Here is a 20,420-nt window from a genome sequence, read left to right on the forward strand (position 1 = left end):
TGTTAGAATCACCGCTTTGATCCTATCGTTGAGATTAAAAACATTAAATAATGCAATTTAAGGAGTGCAAAATGGCAACTTTTGATGATGTAAAAGCAATTGTAGTAGAACAACTTGGTGTAAGCGCTGATGAAGTTAAGCTTGAATCAAAGTTTGTTGATGATTTGAACGCTGACTCACTAGATGTTGTTGAGCTTGTCATGGCATTAGAAGAAAAATTAGGAATTGAAATTCCTGATGAAGTGGCAGAAAAAATGACAACAGTTGGTGATGTTGTAACTTATATTGAAGAAAAAAAATAAAATCCCTCTTTTATGAGGGAAAACAATTAAAGGAGCAAAAAAATGCGTCGTGTTGTTGTCACTGGTCTTGGTATGATTAACTCTTTAGGACTAGATAAAAAAAGTTCTTTTAAATCCATTATTGAAGGAAAATGTGGGATTAAAAGAATTTCCTCTTTTGATGCAAGTCTTTTTCCAGTTCAAATTGCCGGAGAAATTCTTGATTTTAATCCAGAAGAAGTTATGGAACCAAAGGAAGTCAAAAAAGCAGCACGTTTTATTCAAATTGCTCTTAAGGCTTCAAAAGAAGCAATGTTAGATAGTGGTTTGCTTGACAATGAAGGAAAATGTCCCGAATCAATCTCGGAAAGTTTTGGAGTTAGCTCTGCTGCAGGAATTGGAGGATTGGCAAATATTGAAACAAACTCAATTACCTGTCACGAAAAAGGTCCCAAACGCATTTCTCCTTTTTTCATTCCTTCTGCTCTTGTTAATATGCTTGGTGGTTTCACTTCCATTGAATTTAGTCTCAAAGGTCCAAATCTTGCAAGCGTAACAGCTTGCGCAGCCGGAACTCATGCTATTAGCGAAGCAACAAAAACCATTATGACCGGAGGAGCTGATCAGATGCTTGTCATCGGGTCAGAATCTTCTATTTGTCCCGTTGGAATTGGAGGATTTGCAGCAATGAAAGCCCTCAGTGATCGCAATGATCACCCACAAAAAGCCAGTCGCCCATTTGACAAAGAGCGCAATGGTTTTGTTATGGGAGAAGGGGCTGGTGCTCTAATTTTAGAAGAATACGAAAGCGCAAAAAAACGAGGGGCAAAAATTTATGCTGAAGTTGTTGGATTTGGTGAAAGTGGAGATGCTAATCACATCACTACTCCTGCCCCTAATGGTGAAGGTGCTTATCGTGCGATGAAATCAGCTCTCAAAATGGCTAATACACAGATTGATTATGTCAATGCTCATGGGACAAGCACTTACTACAATGACTTTTATGAAACATTGGCTCTCAAAAATGTTTTTGGAGGCAAAGAAAAAGTACCTATGGTTAGCTCAACAAAAGGACAGATTGGACATTGCTTAGGGGCAGCCGGAGCGATTGAGGCAGTAATTGCAATCATGGCAATGGAAGAAGGAGTTGTTCCACCCACAATCAATCAAGAAATTCAAGATGAAAATTGCGATCTAGACTATGTTCCAAATCATGCACGAGAAGCAAAACTCAATGCTGTAATGAGCAATTCATTTGGGTTTGGTGGCACCAACGGTGTCATTATCTTCAAAAAGATATAACTCATGGCTATTTATCTCGATTTTGAAGAAAAACTTAAATCAATTCAAGATGAAATTGAATCTGCCAAAATCAAAGGTGATTTCCATGCCCAAGAAATTTTAGAGGCATCTTTGCAGAAAGAAACACAAAAAGTCTATTCTCAAATGAGCGAATACCAAAAAATGCAACTTGCTCGGCACCCTGATCGTCCATATGCGATGGATTATATCAATCTCATCTTGGATCAGAAATGCGAGATACATGGGGATAGACATTTTAGAGATGATAAGGCAATCGTGTGTTTTTTGGGCTATATTGATGGGCAAAAAGCATTAATTATTGGAGAGGAAAAAGGAAGAGGAACAAAAAATAAATTAGAAAGAAACTTTGGGATGCCAAATCCAGAAGGATATAGAAAAGCTCTAAGAGCTGCAAAAATGGCAGAAAAATTTAATATTCCTATTTTGATGCTTGTTGATACCGCTGGAGCATATCCAGGAATTGGCGCTGAAGAAAGGGGGCAAAGTGAAGCTATTGCTAAAAACTTACAAGAATTTGCAAATTTAAAAGTCCCCACTGTTTCAATTATTATTGGTGAGGGTGGAAGCGGAGGGGCTCTTGCAATTGCTGTTGCCGACAAACTTGCAATGATGAGCTACTCTGTTTTTAGTGTCATTTCTCCAGAAGGCTGTTCGGCTATCTTGTGGAACGATCCAAGCAAAATAGAATCAGCAATGAAAGCGATGAAGATCACAGCACAAGATCTTAAGGACTACAAATTGATTGATGATATTATTGAAGAGCCTCTATCTGGAGCACATCGAGATAAGGTTACTGCAGCCAAATCAATCAAAGAATATTTTCTTCACTCTCTTGAAACAATCAAAAAAGAGGGAGACTTTCTCTCAAAAAGATATGAAAAACTTATGAACTATGGGGATTTTAAAGCATAAGATCATCTCTCTTATACTCTTGCTCTCCCCCTTCCCCCATTTTAATCTTTTAAGAACTATCGATCTTTGATTCCTAGCTCAGCAATAAGCTTTGCATAGCGATCATATTGTGTTCTTTTAAGATACTTAAGCAAACCTCTTCGTTGTCCTACAAGTTTCAAAAGTCCCAAACGACTTGAATGATCTTTTGGATTAACTTTCAAATGCTCAGTTAGATTTGCAATACGATCACTTAAAAGCGCAACTTGCACCTCTGTTGATCCTGTATCTTTTGAATCTCTAGCAAATTTAGAAATAATTTCTTTCTTTTTCGCCATATCTTGAGCCATTTTGACCTCCTAGATTGGTATTTTCTCAAACTATTATGAGAAGAGATAATTTTACAATAAAGGCCTCAAAAAGAATGTAAAATTCCCTCCTTTAGAGGAAAAATCAATCAAAAAGAGGATGTTTTGGCTTCGGGCAACACAGAGATTTTTAAAAAGCTTCAAAATAATTTGCAACAAGGCCTTGGGCGTATTTTGGCCTCAAAAGATCTCAGCGTTGTATTTTTTGTCATCGCAATCTTAACTATTATTATCGTTCCACTCCCTAGTGGTATTTTGGATTTTATGCTAAGCATCTCAATGGCTTTATCAATCTTAATTATCCTCATTGGCCTTTATATTCAAAAGCCCACAGATTTCTCGGCCTTCCCCACTCTTTTATTGATTGTAACTCTCTATCGCCTAGCCCTCAATGTTGCTACAACTAGAATGATTCTAAGCGAGGGGCACAATGGTGCAGAATCTGTTAGTAGTATCATTACAGCATTTGGAAACTTTGTTGTGGGTGGCAACTATGTGATAGGAATCATTATCTTTTGTATCTTGGTGCTTGTCAATTTGATGGTCGTCACCAATGGTTCAACGCGCGTCACAGAAGTGCGGGCAAGATTTACACTTGATGCAATGCCTGGAAAACAAATGGCAATTGATGCAGATATGAATGCAGGACTTATCAATGAACAAGAAGCAAAAAAACGTAGAGAAGTTTTAGCACAAGAAGCAGATTTTTATGGCGCAATGGATGGAGCAAGCAAATTTGTCAAGGGAGATGCAATCGCAGGAATTATCATTACCCTTGTTAATATTGTGGGTGGTTTTTTGATTGGAGTTTTTCAACATGGAATGAGCGTTTCTGAGAGTGCATCAACTTTTACGATCCTAACCATTGGGGATGGTCTTGTAGGGCAAATTCCTGCCCTCATTATCTCAACAGCTACAGGTATCATCATCACACGAACAACGCAAACTGAGGGAGAGATTTTTGCAAAAGATCTTGTCACACAACTCATTAATAACCAAAAAATTGTTACTCTCCTTGGCGCCATTCTCTTCCTTGGAGCATTAATTCCAGGATTCCCAAAGCTATCTCTCTTTTTTATTAGCTTCGTTTTTTTTGGAATCGCCTACCTTATGGGAGAAGGTGAGAAAAAAAGTATTTTTAGCTCACTGAAACATTTTTTCAACAAAACCGATCAAATCAATGAAACAAAAAATCCCCAAGATTTTGCTTCACATATAGCTCCCCCAAAACCCCAAAAAACAGAGGAAGAAATTGAAAAAGAAGAAGAAGTTATCATTAATGATGTCCTAAAGGTGGAAGTTTTAGAACTCTATTTGGGCTATCAACTCATCAAGCTTGCCGATATCAAGCAAAATGGGGATTTGATTGAGCGCATTCGCGGGATTCGCAAAAAAATTGCAGGGGATTTTGGATTTTTGGTGCCAAAAATTAGAATCAAAGACAATCTTCAATTGGCTCCAACACATTATGAATTCCTTCTTAAAGGCGTTAAGATTGGTGAGGGCGAGGTAATGCCAGATCATTTTCTTGCAATGGATACAGGCTATGTTGGAACACCTATTGAAGGGATTCCAACAAAAGAGCCTGCATTTGGAATGGATGCCCTATGGATTGAAGCAAAAGACAAAGAAGAAGCCATTATTCAGGGCTACACCATCATTGATCCCTCGACAGTTATCTCCACACATATCTCAGAACTCATTAAGCAATATGCTCCAGAGTTTATCACTAAAGACGAAGTCAAAAAACTCCTTGCGCGTCTTAATGATCATTATCCTGCAATTATTGAAGAGGCCAACAAGATTCCAACAGGGACAATTCGCCAAGTCCTACAAGAACTTCTTAAAGAAAAGATCCCTATCCGCGATATGCTTACCATTCTTGAGACAATCACTGATCTTGCAAATGCTGTGCAAAACAATGTCTCCATTCTTGTCGAACAAGTTAGATCTCGCCTAAGTCGCAGTATTAGTAATCTCTTTAAATCTGATGATGGCAATCTAAAACTCCTTATTTTTAGCAATGAAACAGAAGCTGCACTCATTAGCAAAATCAAAGATCAAGGCTCCGCTCCAATGCTTCTTCTTACAATCAATGAAACACAAAAACTAAAAGAAGCTATTGAGGAATCAATGATTAAGGTGATGCAAAACGGAATCTCTCCTGTCATTTTTCTGGTTGATAGCAAGCTTAGAAGACCGCTTTATGACAAAATGGAGCAGTTTAAAATTGAAATTGTTGTTTTAAGCCATACTGAACTTGACCCAAATGTCAATTTTGAAATTCTTGACAAACCAATTGAAATCAACTTTTAAGGATCGCTAATGAAAGTTTTTCATCTCTCACATATTGATCTAGATGGATATGGAGCACAATTTATTGCAAAGCATTTTTTTTCAGATATTGATTTTTTCAACGCCAATTATGGCAAAGAGATCTCTGTGCGTCTTGAAGAAATTCTTGGAGCAATCAAAACACAGGACAAACAAAAAAATATTCTTTTTTTGATCACAGACCTCAATCTTTCTTTAAGCGAATCAGGATTTCTCCAAGACCAAATCACTGAACTCAAAATGCAAGGCTTCAAAATCACACTAATGCTTTTGGATCACCACATTAGCGGGAGCGAAAGTGCAGAAAAATTCCATTGGTATTTTTTAGATACCTCACGCAGTGCATGCAAGATCACATTTAACACACTCATCCAACACTACCCTCTTCTTGACCCATCACTCTCTCAATGGCTTGAAGATTTTTCAAATATGGTTAATTCTGTTGATATTTGGAAAAATGATGGGTATCAATTTGAATTTGGTAAAGTTGCTATGGGGATGATCGCTTCTCTCAAAGATCCCAATCGTGTGATGTTTGAAGAAGAGAATCGAGGAATTAAGTTTTTTATGCTCGATCAAATCAAGCATTATCTTTATAGGCAAAATGCCGAAGTTCAATTTGATAATGATTTGTTTAGATTAAAAAAATTAGCCTTTGGAGGTAACCCTGACATCCAAACAATGGATAATATCTTCTCTTGCTATATCGTAAAACTTTTAGAACAAAAAAAAGATTCTATGAGCATCCTTTATCAAGGATATAAAGGAATCTTGACCTACACCCTAGGTAATGTAAGTGTTGTGGGCAATCAATTCTTGATTCAAAATCCAGATTTTTCCTTTTTTCTTGATGTCAATATGCGAGGAAATGTGAGCTTAAGAGCAAACAATGGGATTGATGTAAGTCTTATGGCCTCTAAACTTTTTGGTGGAGGCGGACATAAGAATGCCTCAGGAGGGAAGATTGATGGGTTTAAAGAAAGTTTCTTTTATCCCCACATTAAAGAACAAATTGACCAAATCTTAGAACAAGGAGGAAGAGATGCATAAAGAAAAAGAGTTAGAAATCAGCGAATTAGCTCTTGAGGTGATAGATATGCTTGGAGTTGCCCTATATTTTGCTAGGGCAAAAAAAGATAAAATTCAAACTCTAATTGAACTCTATATGGATGAATTAGATTGCGTCGATGAAAATCTTCCTTACAATCAAGAACAGATGATCAAACTCATTCACACACTTCAGAAAAAATACCCTCAACATTTTATGGACAAACAATGACCATTACTTCTCTTGCTGTCATTGTGGGGCTCATTGCCATTGCTCCCTTTTTAAGTAATCTCTCTAGATTCCCCATCGTTGTTGTTGAAATGCTTCTTGGAGCCCTAGCAACTTATCTAGGAATCTTTGAAAAAAATGAAGCCGCTCATAGCGTAGCAGAAACAGGATTTTTGATTTTAATGTTTTTGTGCGGAACAGAAGTCAATCTTAAGTCCTTCATTCAGCTCAAACAAGAAGGGATGCTTCAAAAAATCTTCCTTTATTTTCTGATTCTTTACACTCTTTCTGTCCTAATCGTTCTAACGCAAAAGCTTCCTCTTATTTATATTGCAACATTTCCCATTATGGGAGTTGGGATGATTATGGCGCTCATCAAAGAGTATGGGAAAAATCATATTTGGCTCAATCTTGCCCTCAAAGTTGGAGTGATTGGTGAACTTTTAAGCATTTGTGCACTTGTTACAATCAATGGACTCTATAATCACGGGATGAGCATTGAACTCCTCAAAACTTTTGGCGTTTTGCTCTCTTTTTTGCTTGTTATTGCATTTATTTTTCAAGGCTTTAAAATTCTTTTTTGGTGGTTCCCATCGCTCAAAACACTCATTGCTCCACATAATGATTCTAACAACCAAGATCTACGCTTTGGGGCGATGCTTTTCTTTCTTTTTGTTGCAATTGTTGTATTTTTGGGGCTTGAAGTCGCACTTGGAGCATTTATTGCCGGAATGATTTTAGCCACATTCTTTAGCACCCATCACAAACTTCATCAAAAGCTTAATCATATTGGGTTTGGATTTTTTATTCCTTTTTTCTTTGTTCATGTTGGAACCACTCTTGATTTAAGAAGTCTTTTTTCTGATGATCAGATTTTGAAAAATGCCCTTATGATTATTGTAGGAATGCTCAGTATTCGTCTCATTAGCTCTTTTGTAACCTTTAGGAGTTTTCTTCAAACTCCCAAAAACACGATTTTATATGCTCTAAGCGATGCGATGCCTTTGACTTTCCTAATTGCTGCTGCAACACTTGCACTACAGCTCAAAATCATCACAATGCAGGGATATTATTCTTTTATAGTGGGTGCAATGATTGAGGGAATTGTGTTTATGATTATGATCAAAATCATTCTGACATTTTGGAAAACAAAATCCACCCCCTCCCCCACCTCTAACAACTAAAAGTGCTAATAAATTCAAATGGGTGAGGACGTGCTTCCCAAGGCCAAATCTCAGCTTCAAATTTATAAGCTTTATAAGTTTGGATAAACTCTTCGCTAAACACATCCCCCACCTTGAGATATTCCCTATCAGCAAGCATCTCTTCTACTGCACTTCTTAGCGTATGGGGAAGCTGTTTGATTCCCTTTTCTCTTATCTCATCAAGAGTTAGCTCAAATAAATCAATATCCATTGGCTCACCAGCTTGAATATTGTTTTGAATACCATCAAGTCCGGCCATCAAAAGTGCAGAAAATGCAAGATAGGGATTGCTTGAACTATCTGGGAATCTAAACTCAAGACGCTTGGCTTTATCTCCATGAGAAAAAGGGATTCTGATACTAGCGCTACGATTTTGTGCAGAATATGCCAAAATTGATGGAGCCTCAAAGCCTGGAATCAAACGCTTATATGAATTTGTTGAAGCATTTGTAAAGGCTGCAACGCTTCTTGCATGATGCAAAACACCGCCTAAAAAAGATAGTGCTATCGCACTCAACCCCTGATATTTATCTCCAGCAAAAAGATTTTGGCCATCTTTCCAAATACTGATATGTGTATGCATCCCACTCCCATTATCACCATAAAGGGGCTTAGGCATAAAAGTAGCGGTTTTTCCATTAAGGTGAGCAACCATCTTCACAACATATTTGAGCTTTTGTACATTATCTGCAGCCTCAAGCATATCGCCAAATTTAATCCCTATTTCGCCCTGAGCCTGTCCCACTTCATGATGCACAACAAATGTTTCAATTCCCACCTGATTAAGAACCTTAACCATTTCAGCACGAATATCCACCATACTATCAATAGGTGGAACAGGAAAATATCCCCCTTTTGTCCCAGGGCGATGTCCCATATTAACCCCTTCAAATTCACGATCCCGATTCCATTCTCCCTCTTGCGTATCAATTTCATAAGCTTGAGCATTGATTTGATCGCGAATCTTAATGCTATCAAAGACAAAAAACTCATTTTCTGGACCAAAATAAGCTTGATCCCCTATTCCACTCTCTTGCAAGTATTGCATTGCTCTTTTGACAATGCTTCTTGGGCATTTTTCATAGGGTTGATTTTTATAAATATCCCACACATCACAAAAAACCACAACAGTCACATCTGCACAAAAAGGATCAATAAAATAACGCACAGGATCAGGAATTAGAATCATATCTGATTTGTTGATAGGCTGCCACTTTGGCAAAGAACTTGCATCAAATGCAATTCCCTTATCGAAAGCCTCAGCATCAACAGCAGAAATAGAAAAACTCACATGATGCCAAGTTCCCTTAATATCTGTGAATCTAAAATCGACAAACTCAACTTCATTTTCCTTGCAGAATTCAAAGAAATCAGAAACTCTTTTCTTTTTGTCCATAACACAATCCTCTTTTTTAAGATATTTAATATTTTACTATCTCTCTTTAAGAGTTTAAAAAATTAAAATGATCAATAATATATTCTTGCTCTTCTTGCAACAAGAATGCACTCATTGGCAAAGATAAGATCTCTTTAGAAACTCTCTCACTTACAGGAAAATCACCAAGCCTATAACCCAAATACGAAAATGCCTCTTGTAGATGCAAGGGAATTGGATAATGCACAGCTGTGGGGATACCCAACTCTTGAAGTTTAGAAATTAATTGATCTCGATTTTGAACTCGGATTGAATACTGCGCAAATACACTCTCTCTATCCTGAGAAACCATAGGCACAACACAATTTTTGAGATTCTGAGAATAATATTGGGCAATTTCTTGTCTCCTCTTTAATTCATCATCCAAAAAAGGAAGCTTTGCTAGCAAAACTCCAGCTTGAATCGTATCAAGTCTTGCATTAAGCCCAATGTAGCGATGTTCATAACGTTTTGTTTGTCCATGCTTAATAAGAGAGGAAATTTTTTGAGCGTGTTCTTCTTTTTGACAAAAGACAGCTCCTCCATCTCCATAACATCCCAAAGGTTTGCTAGGGAAAAAACTTGTTGTAGCCAATTCACTTAAAGAACAAGATTTCCTCTGCTTATAAAGCGCACCAAAACTTTGTGAAGCATCCTCAATCACACTTAAGCCATAAGAAAGCGCTAAAGCATTAATTTCATCCATATCACACACTTGTCCAAATAAACTTACGGGTAAAATCGCCTTTGTGCGTGGAGTAATCTTCTCTTCAATCAAAAGAGGATCAATGTTGTAAGTTTTTTCATCAATATCCACAAAAACAGGCCTGGCCCCAAGGAAAGCGATCACCTCGCTACTTGCAAAGAAACTAAAGGGTGTTGTGATTACCTCATCCCCTTTTTGTACTCCCAAGGTCATTAGCGACAAAAGCAAGGCATCTGTCCCGCTCGAACAGGCAACTACATAGGGAGATTTTGTATAGACTTGAAGTTCTTTTTCTAGAGCCTTAACTTGCTCACCCATAATAAAAGAAGATTGAGTTAATGTTTTTTGGATTTGTAGATCAATATATTGATGATAAGCTTGATATTGTCTTGAAAGATTGACAAATTCGATTTTCATAATTCCCCTCTTCCCTCCCCCCAAGGGGAGAATACAATTAGAATGAAAGTTTTACAAAAGCGACACCGCGATCTTGCGTTCCGATATGATAGCTTCCATCCTCTTTCTGTCCATAATACGAACTTGATCTAATCCATCCCCCACCAACACCCAAGTCAACCCATTGATTTTTGAAAAGATTAACTTGAGCAATAGCTGAAATTTCTTTGTAATCTCCATCAGCATAAATAAAATCAAAATTAAAAAACTTATGTTCAATTCCTGCAAACACATACCAAACCCCACTGCCTCCAGCAAAGTAATTAATTCCTCCGCCAAAGGTTTTTCCATAGAAGCGTGTGTTGTCACTGAAGTACATGATTCCATCTTCTTTGCCCACATAGTATCCTCCCCCACCAAACTTAAAGAGATTAGAAATCAAAAACTCCTGATCTCCCCAACCTAAAAATGTATTAGAGTTGTGATAATCTCTATGTTGATACATTCCTCTTAAAGTTGTTTTGGATTTAAAGGCTCCTTTTCCAAATTCTGCTTGAACCTTTCCACCAGCTTGCAAATACTTTTGATCAATGTTATAGGTCACAAAAGGATCGATATAGATCATTTCTTTAATATTGATATCAAATCCTGTTGAAATCAAATGTCCGCTCTTTTCATATTGATGGAATCCCATCAAATCACTACCCAAGCGATTAGGTGTTTTGGCTCCAAAATCCATTGTTTCAAATGAATAAATTCCCCACCATGCAAAATATCTCGTATCAAGTTTAAAGCTTACCCCTTCATTTTGTCCAGAAATCCAATCTACCCCCGTGTGAGCCTTTCCATCTTTGCCTGAGAAAAATTTCGTTAAATCATAGCGCCCACCTACAATTGAAAAGATTCTTGTATCAACTCGCAAATAAGCATCGCTTAGCCAGTTATACCATTTGACATCTCTAGGGTCTGTAAATACTCCATGTTGAATATGATTTCTATAATTCCCATCAGGCTTGATTCCATATGGAAGAGCTCCTGCAACACCAAGACCAACACTTACTGGCCCCATTCCAAGCTCAAAACCAACGCGCCCTGTAAATCCACCAAACCATGGCTTTTGACCATCAATGCTTTGATTTGTTCCAAAACTATATGCTGTTCCAACATGGCCAAAAGTACTGAAATCTACAGCACTTGCATTTGAAATTGCCAATCCCATCAACACTAAAGAACCAAAAAAACTTTTCTTCATCGTCTCTCCTTTATTTGTAGATGAATTTATTTTTATCTTCACTTAAATCGTCAAAAATAAAAAACTTTAAAAATGATATTGCAAAAACATGCGCAATGTGTAATTATCCTCCTTGTTTTGAGTTTGATACCCAGAAAGCATCAAAAAATCTGTTCCCAACTCAAGCTTTTTAATCGGAAAATATCCCAATTTTGTTTCCAATCCAAAGAGATTATTACCCCCTACAAATGTTAGTCTTGTTGCTACCTTGAGAGAAATATCATATTTAAAGTGAAATTTACTAAATGCATATAGACTTGTTGATCCCCCCTCAAGCATTCCATCAATATTATCAAACTCAGTATTTTGGCCAAACACAGCTAAATCTTTCACACCATTACGATCAGTAACCATTATCCCCCCTCCTACATCATAATCCCTCAACCGATCCTTATAGATTAAATCCGACCAGAAGAGAATTCCACTTCCCCTATAATCTTTATTGTGATAGGCAATATAAGACAATAGTTTTCCCTGCCAAATCAAATCTGAATTCCATCTCAAAAATTCAAAAGTCGCTTTTGCTCCAACTGCTGGAGCCCAAAACATATTTGCAACACTATAAATATAAGGATTGATTTCCACATTTGTATTGGGAATCTTAAAGACAGCATCAGCAAGCACCCCTCCAAACCAATTATCAGCTTCCCTAAAATTTGTCATCTTATAGTAATTAACCCACGCACTTTGATTGATCCAAGTGATGCTATAACTAATCAGCGGAGAATAAGTATGAAAAAAGCTCACTCCTTGAACATAGTTATATACCCAATCTGCCTTATATGCAAATCGACCTGCATCAAAACCAAAATTTAATCTTGAATTAAAAAAATTAATTCCAAGCTCGGTAATCTCAAACCAAGATTTATGGTCCTTAAATCCGCGATTCACTTCATAAATTGGAGGATTAAACCAAGCAGATACGAAGAATTTATAACCATAAAAACTTGCAGTTTGATATGAAAAGGAAGAACTAAGATCAAAAAAAGTCGAATCACCGACAAAGTCAATATGAGCAAAAGTCCCCACATGTCCTTTTGCTTTTCCTTGCTGAAATGCAAGAGCAATCTCTGAAGAAAGCAAAAAGGAAGAACATAATAACAATAAGAGAAAAATCCTCTGACGCACTGCAATCCTTAGCAATAAATTCTAATCCTTTTGACATACAAGCAAAAAATAGTCCATTTTATTTTTGGGCAGGATAAGTGCATCTCTGACACTCTATATGATACGCCTCTCCTTTTTGAAATCCCAAAAGAATCTGTTGCGACAAAGAAGAAGAAAGAATTTCCTCCAAGCTTTGTTTTTTGATATTACCAAGCTCAATTTTTCCATCACAATCAATACAACATGGCACAACTCGCCCATCTGCCAAAAATCCAATCTGAGCACTTAATCCATAACAAAACTTTTCTTTCTTGAAGTGAAAGTTTGCAGAATCAATCCATTCAAAATCCTTGCTCAATGTCAAGAATAAATACTCGCCAAGCTTGATCCTATCACGCTCAAATTGATACTTCACATTAAAGGCATGGCAAAAAAACCGAGCTATTTCTTCATTAAGACGACTTTTGTGCATTCTTAGATTGACAAAGCAAGTCATATTGCGTTCTTGGTGAAATGTCGCAAATTCCAAGCAATGATGAAGATACTCACTTGATTTGGGATTATTGATATCGCCAAAAGCACTCAAAGAAATATTAAATTGTCTAATAGGAGGTGATAAAAGTTTTTTAAAGTCCCATTTCTTAAGATAATACCCACTTGTTACGATTTCAACGCGATGATTAAAGGCAGATGCAATCCTCAAATAATCAAATAAATCTTGATTCTTTAAAGGATCACCCAAAAGATGCAAATCAATCACATCGCACTTCCCTTGAAGTTGGAGGCAAATTTTTTCAAATACCCCAAGATCCATCTTCCCTCTTCTACCCTTAATGGAAGGACAGAAGCTACATTTCAATCCACAAATATCACTGATCTCAATATAAGCTTTTTTAAAATATCTAGACATTGAATCTAAAATGCATCACATCTCCATCTTGGACAATATACTCTTTTCCCTCCACTCGCATTGCTCCAGCTTCTTTGGCTTTGGTTTCTCCACCATATCGAACAAAATCATCATAAGCAATCGTTTCTGCTCGAATAAAGCCTTTTTCAAAATCCTTATGAATTACACCCGCAGCCACAGGAGCACTATCTCCTTTTTTGATTGTCCAAGATCGCACCTCCTTTACCCCTGCGGTAAAATAATTAATCAATCCCAGCTTTTCAAATCCTTTTTTGATAATCTGCTCCAAACCGCTCATTTCGCATCCCAACGATGAAAGAAACTCTTGTCGCTCCTCATCGCTCATCCCCACCATTTCTTCTTCAAGTTTTGAACAGAGCTTAATCACCTCACACCCACTTTTTTGAGCAAATTCTTTGAGAGCTAAAACATAAGAATTATCTTCAATCAAATCCTCTTCACCTACATTTGCCCCAAAAATAACCTCTTTATTGGTTAAAAAACGCAATTCCTTATCTAGCTCAAAAAATCTTTCATCCTCTCGATTCTCAAAAGTCCTTACACTTTTCCCTTCCTGAAGATGATTGTGAAGTTTTAAGGCTATTTCAAGCACTTCTTTTGCATGTTTATCTGCCCTACTTTGACGCTCAAGCTTTTCGATACGCTTTTGAAGCGTTTGCAAGTCAGCCAACAATAACTCAAGCTCGATAATCTCCACATCTCTTATGGGATCCACGCCTCCCTCAACATGAGTAACATTTTCATCTTCAAAACATCGCACAATATGCAAAATCACATCTGTCTCTTTAATATTTCCAAGAAACTGATTCCCAAGCCCCTCTCCCTTACTTGCTCCTCTCACCAAACCAGCTATATCTACAAACTCAACAACAGAATGTTGAATCCGCTCAGGATTGACAATTTTTGCAAGCTCTTTTAGTCTTTCATCGGGAACAGGCACAATAGCCTTATTAGGCTCAATTGTACAAAAGGGATAGTTAGCAGCTTGTGCATTTTGAGTTTGACTTAATGCGTTAAAGGTCGTTGATTTTCCCACATTGGGAAGACCAACAATTCCGATTGACAACCCCATTATTTTTCCTCACTCAAAAATTTTGCAAATTCTACACAACCTCTCACGCCAATTCCGCTTGCACCATAAGGGTTAATATCCCATTCTTTCTCAATATATGCCGGACCAGCAATATCAAGATGCAACCATTTATGTTGATATTCTTTGCGGACAAATTCTGCTAAGAACAATCCTGCAGTAATAGCTCCACCATAACGAGATGAAGATACATTGCACACATCAGCAATCTTAGAATCAATGAGTTTTTTAAGATGAGTATTAAAAGGCAATTGCGCGACAAGCTCCCCGCTTTGCACTGCACTCTTTTCAAATTGATCTTTCAATTTTTCATTAAAGCCCATAATTGCATAGGTATATTCTCCAAGCCCCACAACGCAAGCACCAGTTAAGGTTGCCAAATCAATCAAATAATCAGGATTTAAATCTTGTGCATAGCTCAAGCAGTCCGCAAGAACAAGTCTTCCTTCTGCATCAGTATTTCTCACTTCAATACTTTTACCCTCTCTTGAGTGAAGAATATCATCAGGCTTATAAGCATTTCCTCCAATCATATTCTCAACAGCCCCAATAACTCCATGCACCTCCAAAGGAAGTCCAAGCTGAGCAATAGCGGAGATAATCCCTATTACAGCACAACCTCCAGATTTATCAGCCTTCATTGTCACCATATAATCTGAAGGCTTCAAACTTAACCCACCGCTATCATAAGTCAAACCTTTTCCTACAAACACAACTTTGGCTTTTGCATTTTGTGGCTTATAAGTCAAATGGATCAATCTTGGCTCTTGACTAGAAGCGCGTGCTACAGCCAAAAGAGAATGCATCTTTTCTTTTTTCATCATTTCTACATCAAAAATTTTGCACTCAATCTTTAATCGCTGTGCCTCTTTTTGTGCAACTTCTGCCAAAAATTCTGGTGTCGCCTCATTTGGAGCAGTATTAACCAAATCACGCACAAAGCATACAGATGAAGCAATAATCTCACATTCATAAACAATATCTTCAATCTTTTCACACTGACAATCAATATAAATTTCTCTTAAAACTTTTTCTTCTTTTTGGGTTTTATATTGCTCAAAAGCATAATCTCCGCAATACAGTCCCATAAGTATCGCCTGAACCTCTTCTTTCCCTCCACACAAATGCACTTTTGCACTGCGATAGGGGAGTTTTTTGATCGCTTTTATAGCTTTTGAAGCAGCTTCTCGTAAGACATCTTTTTCTTGAGAATCAATTTTGATATACAGTGCCTTAGAAGCTTGCACAAACAACGCATCTTTAAAATTCATCTCTTGTAAGAGTTCTTTGTCTTTTGCTTCTTCAACAGATGCAATAAAAAAAACTTCACACTCTGCTTTCATATCAGTAATTTTTACTTCCAACATTATGACCTCCTTTTTGTTTTATATTGAAAATAATACAAGATTCCCCCTCCTAAGACAATCGCAAGCGGAATCAAAAGATAAGGATGAGATTTCAACCACCCCACAATCTCCCAAATTACTTCTCCAAAATACCATACAAATACAATTGTAATGGCAGCCCATACCCACGCGCTCAAAAGATTAATAATTGCAAACTTTAAAGCACTATAACGGGTTAGACCTATACTCATAGGGATAATCGTTCTCATCCCATACATATAACGCTGGATAAAAATAATAGGCCAGCCATATTTTTTCAACAAAATATGAGCAAGGGCAAATTTTCGTCTTTGTGAGGACAAAACATTTCTTAAGTTTTTCTTATTTAATCGCCCAATATAAAAATAAATCTGATCTCCGACAAATCCCCCAAGTCCAGCAACAAAAATCGCCAAAAAAAGATTCATATGACCATCATGTGTCGCAAGTCCCGCAAAGATCAGTCCCAGCTCCCCCTCCAAAACACTCCAACAAAATAAAATCAAATACCCCCAAGTCCCCGCATGCGTATTCCAAAGCTCTACAATCCACTCTTCAAGACCCATTTTCTCTCCTTTAAAGCTCCAAAATACTATGCACCTTTGTCTTTGTTTTTAGCTTTGATGATCCACCAAAATCTACCAAATCTAAAAGAAAACAAGCTTCTATACATTTCCCTCCAATTTCCTCAATAAGCTCAACCCCAGCCCAAGCCGTTCCTCCTGTAGCAATCAAGTCATCTACCAACACTACTCTAGCCCCCTCTTTCTTCTTAAACGCATCTAAATGGATCTCAATTGCATCTTCCCCATATTCCAAAGTATAAGTTTTACTTACTTTTGCATAGGGAAGCTTACCTTTTTTGCGAATAGGAACAAACCCCGCTCCTAACGCATAGGCCAAAGGAGCGCTCAGCATAAATCCTCTTGATTCTAACCCCACAACAAAGTCAATCTGCTCATTTTCATATCGCTCTTTGAGATAGTTAATCAAATCTCTAAAAACCTTTCCTTCATGCAACAGTGTTGTTATATCCCGAAACAATACACCCTCTTTTGGATAATCTTGAACACAACGAATATTGCTCAATAACTCATTTCTCATCTTCTCTTCCTCTATAAAAGTGCTTCAATCTTTTGTTCAAGCTCTTTAATACGCGTCTTGTAGCGATCTGCCTCAATTTTGTACTGAGAATTTTTTTGCTTCAAACTTCTAATATCGCCCTTTAATGCAGTTAGTTCTTGTGTAAGAATCTCAATATCTCCCAAAGCTCTCTGAAGTTGAACCTGATGTTTGCGTATTAAGATTTCTGCATCCTGAAGTGTTAATTTCATCTTGGCAGAATTTTTCTCTTCTCTTTGAGCTACAGAACGATAATAGAAAGTCCGGATTCCCATATACAATACAAAAATAATAAAGCTTGTAACCAAGAACCATTGACCAAATAATCCCCACATTTAAAGCTCCTTTATCAGTTCCTCAATTTTTTTAATCCTCATCAAATGTCGATCACCCTCAAATTGTGTTTGTATAAAAGCTTCCAAAATCGACTCAATTTCGCCCAAACCACTCACTCTTTCTCCCAAGCACAACACATTGGCATCATTATGTGCTCTTGTCATCTTTGCCATATAGGCATCAGTGCAAAGTCCAGCCCTAATGCCAGAGAAACGATTGGCAGCAATACTCATCCCAATCCCACTTCCACACACCAAAATTCCACGATGAAACTCGCTTTTTAAAACCTCTATGCAAACCTTTTTAGCATAATCAGGATAATCAACTCTCTCCTCGCTTTTGGGAGAAAAATCAACAATTTCTAAATTTTGCTTTTCAAAATAAGAAAGAATAAAATCTCTAACCCTAATGCCTGCATGGTCTGTGGCCAAAAAATACTTGATCATCTCACATCCTTTATAACAAAAAATTCAACATTAAATTTGCAGGCACCAAAAGCATCCCCTTCAATGGCGTTAGAATCAAAATAATCAAAATAATCATTCCATAAGGAATAAGCATCCAATAAAATCTCATCAACGCATCTGTTCCAAATTTTAGGCCAATATAACTCAAAATTTTCAATCCATCATATGGCAAAATTGGACATAGCTTAATGACCACAAAAAACACATTGAAAAGCACAAGTGTTTGCCAAAAACCTTCTAACTGCACAAGAGGATTCCAAGTAATCAAACAACTTGCCAAAAAAGCAATAAAAAAGTGAAAAAACACCCCGCTTGAAGCAAGAAGAATTGCGAGATTGATACCATGTCGATTTACAACCTTTTGCATATTTAGCCATAAAGTTTTAGACCAGCCAAACAAAATAGGAGATTGCAATAACAGCATAATGAGAGGGAAGATGATTGTTCCAAACAAATCAAAATAGCGCAGAGGATTAAAAGTCACTCTCCCCTCAGAATTCACCAAATCGTTAGCTTCAATACAATCTAGGGCATAACTTTTTGTCAAATAACTCAAACTCAACTCACATCCAATAATCGTTACCAATAGGGCAAGATAAGAGAAAATAATGCCCTGCAAGTCAAAACTACTGGTTAGCATTTCCTCTCCTCAAATCCTCTTCCAAACCTTCTGTTGTTCTAAAAACACGATTCCATCGAACTGTATATTTCCACCACCCCTCATCTTTTCCAAGCTTTCTAGCATACTCCTGAGCTTCTTGGGAATTGTTAAGATTAATTGAAAAATATACAAGCCAAGGTGTTCCAATAATTTGTGCATATGGCACACTTCCCCAATATCGAGAATCAAGACTATTGTCGCGATTGTCTCCAATCATAAAAAACTCATCTTGAGCGATTTTTTTATAAAACACAACATCGCCTTGATTATAAAGAGTATAAGCATCAATCGCCCTGCCATCCTTTTTGATAGGGATCATAGAAAAATCTTGCTTACACTCATAAATTTCTTTTGTTTTTTCATTTTGACATGCCCCAAGTATTGCCCATTTTTCCCCATCAAAACTTAAAGCATTAACAGCTTCTTGGAATCTTGCATTATTTGCACGATAAGCAATCCCTAAGTGATTCTGTGCATATGGATTTTTTACAAACTTTTTCCCAAAAAATTCCTGAATTTTTGCTTCTGGGAAAAATTTCTTAATCCCCTCATCCCCCTCTTTGGGGCGCAAAAAGAAGCCTTCCTGACTCCAAATGACCTCATCTCCGCCTATGGCAAAATTTCTCTTTACATAATATGTTTTTTCTTCATGAGGAGGAATAAACACAACAACCTCCCCCCTTTGTGGTCTTTTGCCTTCAAATAAATGCCCATTCCCCTTCAAATCAGGAAAAACAGGTATCTCAATCCAAGGAATTCTTGGAATAGGAATCCCATAAGAGAACTTTTTAACAAAAAGCATATCTCCCTCATAAAGCGTTCCAACCATTGATCTTGTCGGAATCACAAAGGCTTGAGCAACAAAAAAAATCACAAAAGCAACAATGATGATCGTTCCTGTCCAAGATGAGGAAAAGCGATAGAGCTTAGAAAGAAATTTCATTTCATATCCTTTGCAAAGTTTCGGGCACTTTTAAGTGTATTTTGAAGCAGTGTCGCAATTGTCATTGGGCCCACTCCTCCAGGAACAGGAGTAATGAAACTGCACTTAGGAGCAACAAAATCAAATTCCACATCTCCCACAATCGCTCCTTCATTTGTGCGATTAATACCAATATCCACAATAACTGCACCCTCTTTAATCATTTCTGCTGTCAATAGCCCTATCTTACCCACAGCAACAAAAACAAAATCTGCCTCTTTTGTAAATAAGCTCACATCTTTTGTCAAAATATGACATACACTCACTGTTGCGCCAGCATTAAGCAACAAAGAAGCTAGAGGTTTTCCTACAATATTGCTTGCACCAATCACAACGCAGTTCTTGCCTCTCACGCTCAAATGATATGCCTCTAAGAGTTGCATCACACCCAATGGGGTTGCCGGTATAAATCCATCAAGCCCCACCATTAACTTCCCCATATTTAGCGGATGAAATCCATCAACATCTTTTTGAGGATCAATTGTTTCTAAAATTTTTTGCGTATTGATATGTTGAGGCAGTGGAAGTTGCACCAAAATACCATGAACCTTCAAATCCTTATTGAGCTCCTCGATCTTTTGAAGCAGAAACTCTTCACTAGTATTTTCAGGCATTCCAAAAATTAAAGAGTTGATTCCTACGCGCTCACATGCTTTAGACTTCATCTTGACATAAGAAGCACTTGGGGCATCATTTCCTACCAAAATCACTGCCAATGTGGGATAAATAAAATTTTGATTCAATTCTCTTATTTCTTGCTTAATTTGTTCTTCTATAGTACTTCCCAAAGTCTTTCCATCTAAAAGCTTCACGCAATCGTCCTTAAATTTGGATTTTTTCATATAATTATAGAT

General features: G+C 37.2%; 22 protein-coding genes. 7 read left to right on the forward strand and 15 right to left on the reverse strand.

Annotated features, from left to right (window positions below):
- The first annotated feature begins 71 nt into the window (after positions 1–71).
- The 3 genes from acpP to accA are packed head-to-tail and all read left to right on the forward strand — an operon-like array spanning position 72 to position 2,516.
- Positions 72–302, forward strand: coding sequence for an acyl carrier protein (acpP, locus tag LW137_RS01790; RefSeq protein WP_233032708.1), 231 nt, complete (start codon positions 72–74; stop codon positions 300–302).
- A gap of 42 nt (positions 303–344) precedes the next feature.
- Entirely contained in the window at positions 345–1,583 is a 1,239-nt protein-coding gene (locus tag LW137_RS01795) for a beta-ketoacyl-ACP synthase II (RefSeq protein WP_233032709.1), read from the forward strand.
- Positions 1,584–1,586: 3 nt separating this feature from the next.
- Positions 1,587–2,516, forward strand: coding sequence for an acetyl-CoA carboxylase carboxyl transferase subunit alpha (gene accA, locus LW137_RS01800; protein ID WP_233032710.1), 930 nt, complete (start codon positions 1,587–1,589; stop codon positions 2,514–2,516).
- Between the two features lie 56 nt (positions 2,517–2,572).
- On the opposite strand, the gene rpsO is transcribed toward accA, so the two are convergent.
- A complete protein-coding gene (gene rpsO / locus LW137_RS01805) occupies positions 2,573–2,845 on the reverse strand; it encodes a 30S ribosomal protein S15 (protein ID WP_233032711.1) in 273 nt (90 codons plus the stop codon).
- Between the two features lie 144 nt (positions 2,846–2,989).
- Between rpsO and flhA the strand changes: the two genes are divergently transcribed.
- From flhA to LW137_RS01825, 4 genes are read left to right on the forward strand one after another with little or no spacing between them, the layout of a single operon-like run.
- Positions 2,990–5,179: a flagellar biosynthesis protein FlhA gene (gene flhA, locus LW137_RS01810; RefSeq protein ID WP_233032765.1), complete on the forward strand. Its 2,190-nt coding sequence runs from the start codon at positions 2,990–2,992 to the stop codon at positions 5,177–5,179.
- A gap of 9 nt (positions 5,180–5,188) precedes the next feature.
- The gene (locus tag LW137_RS01815) at positions 5,189–6,247 is read left to right on the forward strand and encodes a DHH family phosphoesterase (protein ID WP_233032712.1); all 1,059 of its coding nucleotides are present in this window, start codon (positions 5,189–5,191) and stop codon (positions 6,245–6,247) included.
- A complete protein-coding gene (locus LW137_RS01820) occupies positions 6,240–6,476 on the forward strand; it encodes a hypothetical protein (RefSeq protein ID WP_233032713.1) in 237 nt (78 codons plus the stop codon). The genes LW137_RS01815 and LW137_RS01820 overlap by 8 nt, the downstream gene beginning before the upstream one ends.
- Positions 6,473–7,657: a cation:proton antiporter gene (locus LW137_RS01825; protein WP_233032714.1), complete on the forward strand. Its 1,185-nt coding sequence runs from the start codon at positions 6,473–6,475 to the stop codon at positions 7,655–7,657. The genes LW137_RS01820 and LW137_RS01825 overlap by 4 nt, the downstream gene beginning before the upstream one ends.
- Here LW137_RS01825 and glnA read toward each other — a convergent pair.
- The 14 genes from glnA to folD all read right to left on the reverse strand — a co-directional run bounded on the left by glnA (position 7,647) and on the right by folD (position 20,378).
- Positions 7,647–9,074: a type I glutamate--ammonia ligase gene (glnA, locus tag LW137_RS01830; RefSeq protein WP_233032715.1), complete on the reverse strand. Its 1,428-nt coding sequence runs from the start codon at positions 9,072–9,074 to the stop codon at positions 7,647–7,649. The two genes, LW137_RS01825 and glnA, sit on opposite strands and share 11 nt — an antisense overlap.
- Positions 9,075–9,120: 46 nt before the next feature.
- Positions 9,121–10,215: a DegT/DnrJ/EryC1/StrS family aminotransferase gene (locus LW137_RS01835; RefSeq protein ID WP_233032716.1), complete on the reverse strand. Its 1,095-nt coding sequence runs from the start codon at positions 10,213–10,215 to the stop codon at positions 9,121–9,123.
- 37 nt (positions 10,216–10,252) lie between these two features.
- Positions 10,253–11,446 (reverse strand): outer membrane family protein, encoded by a 1,194-nt coding sequence (locus LW137_RS01840; RefSeq protein ID WP_233032717.1) that lies wholly within the window; start codon positions 11,444–11,446, stop codon positions 10,253–10,255.
- A gap of 66 nt (positions 11,447–11,512) precedes the next feature.
- Positions 11,513–12,613, reverse strand: coding sequence for a hypothetical protein (locus tag LW137_RS01845; RefSeq protein ID WP_233032718.1), 1,101 nt, complete (start codon positions 12,611–12,613; stop codon positions 11,513–11,515).
- A 58-nt stretch (positions 12,614–12,671) separates the two neighbouring features.
- Positions 12,672–13,406 (reverse strand): radical SAM/SPASM domain-containing protein, encoded by a 735-nt coding sequence (locus tag LW137_RS01850; protein WP_233032719.1) that lies wholly within the window; start codon positions 13,404–13,406, stop codon positions 12,672–12,674.
- A gap of 88 nt (positions 13,407–13,494) precedes the next feature.
- Entirely contained in the window at positions 13,495–14,595 is a 1,101-nt protein-coding gene (gene ychF / locus LW137_RS01855) for a redox-regulated ATPase YchF (RefSeq protein ID WP_233032720.1), read from the reverse strand.
- Positions 14,595–15,980: a leucyl aminopeptidase gene (locus tag LW137_RS01860; RefSeq protein ID WP_233032721.1), complete on the reverse strand. Its 1,386-nt coding sequence runs from the start codon at positions 15,978–15,980 to the stop codon at positions 14,595–14,597. The genes ychF and LW137_RS01860 overlap by 1 nt, the downstream gene beginning before the upstream one ends.
- Positions 15,980–16,564 (reverse strand): DedA family protein, encoded by a 585-nt coding sequence (locus LW137_RS01865; RefSeq protein WP_233032722.1) that lies wholly within the window; start codon positions 16,562–16,564, stop codon positions 15,980–15,982. The genes LW137_RS01860 and LW137_RS01865 overlap by 1 nt, the downstream gene beginning before the upstream one ends.
- A 10-nt stretch (positions 16,565–16,574) precedes the next feature.
- On the reverse strand, positions 16,575–17,102 hold the full coding sequence (locus tag LW137_RS01870; RefSeq protein ID WP_233032723.1) for an adenine phosphoribosyltransferase: 528 nt from the start codon (positions 17,100–17,102) through the stop codon (positions 16,575–16,577).
- A gap of 11 nt (positions 17,103–17,113) precedes the next feature.
- A complete protein-coding gene (locus LW137_RS01875) occupies positions 17,114–17,455 on the reverse strand; it encodes a hypothetical protein (protein WP_233032724.1) in 342 nt (113 codons plus the stop codon).
- The gene (rpiB, locus tag LW137_RS01880) at positions 17,456–17,902 is read right to left on the reverse strand and encodes a ribose 5-phosphate isomerase B (RefSeq protein WP_233032725.1); all 447 of its coding nucleotides are present in this window, start codon (positions 17,900–17,902) and stop codon (positions 17,456–17,458) included.
- 10 nt (positions 17,903–17,912) lie between these two features.
- Positions 17,913–18,563: a zinc metalloprotease gene (locus LW137_RS01885; protein ID WP_233032726.1), complete on the reverse strand. Its 651-nt coding sequence runs from the start codon at positions 18,561–18,563 to the stop codon at positions 17,913–17,915.
- Positions 18,550–19,527 (reverse strand): signal peptidase I, encoded by a 978-nt coding sequence (gene lepB, locus LW137_RS01890; RefSeq protein ID WP_233032727.1) that lies wholly within the window; start codon positions 19,525–19,527, stop codon positions 18,550–18,552. The genes LW137_RS01885 and lepB overlap by 14 nt, the downstream gene beginning before the upstream one ends.
- Entirely contained in the window at positions 19,524–20,378 is an 855-nt protein-coding gene (gene folD, locus LW137_RS01895; RefSeq protein ID WP_233032728.1) for a bifunctional methylenetetrahydrofolate dehydrogenase/methenyltetrahydrofolate cyclohydrolase FolD, read from the reverse strand. The genes lepB and folD overlap by 4 nt, the downstream gene beginning before the upstream one ends.
- Between the last annotated feature and the right edge of the window lie 42 nt (positions 20,379–20,420).

It is taken from the genome of Helicobacter kayseriensis (assembly GCF_021300655.1).
Classification (GTDB): Bacteria; Campylobacterota; Campylobacteria; order Campylobacterales; family Helicobacteraceae; genus Helicobacter_G; species Helicobacter_G kayseriensis.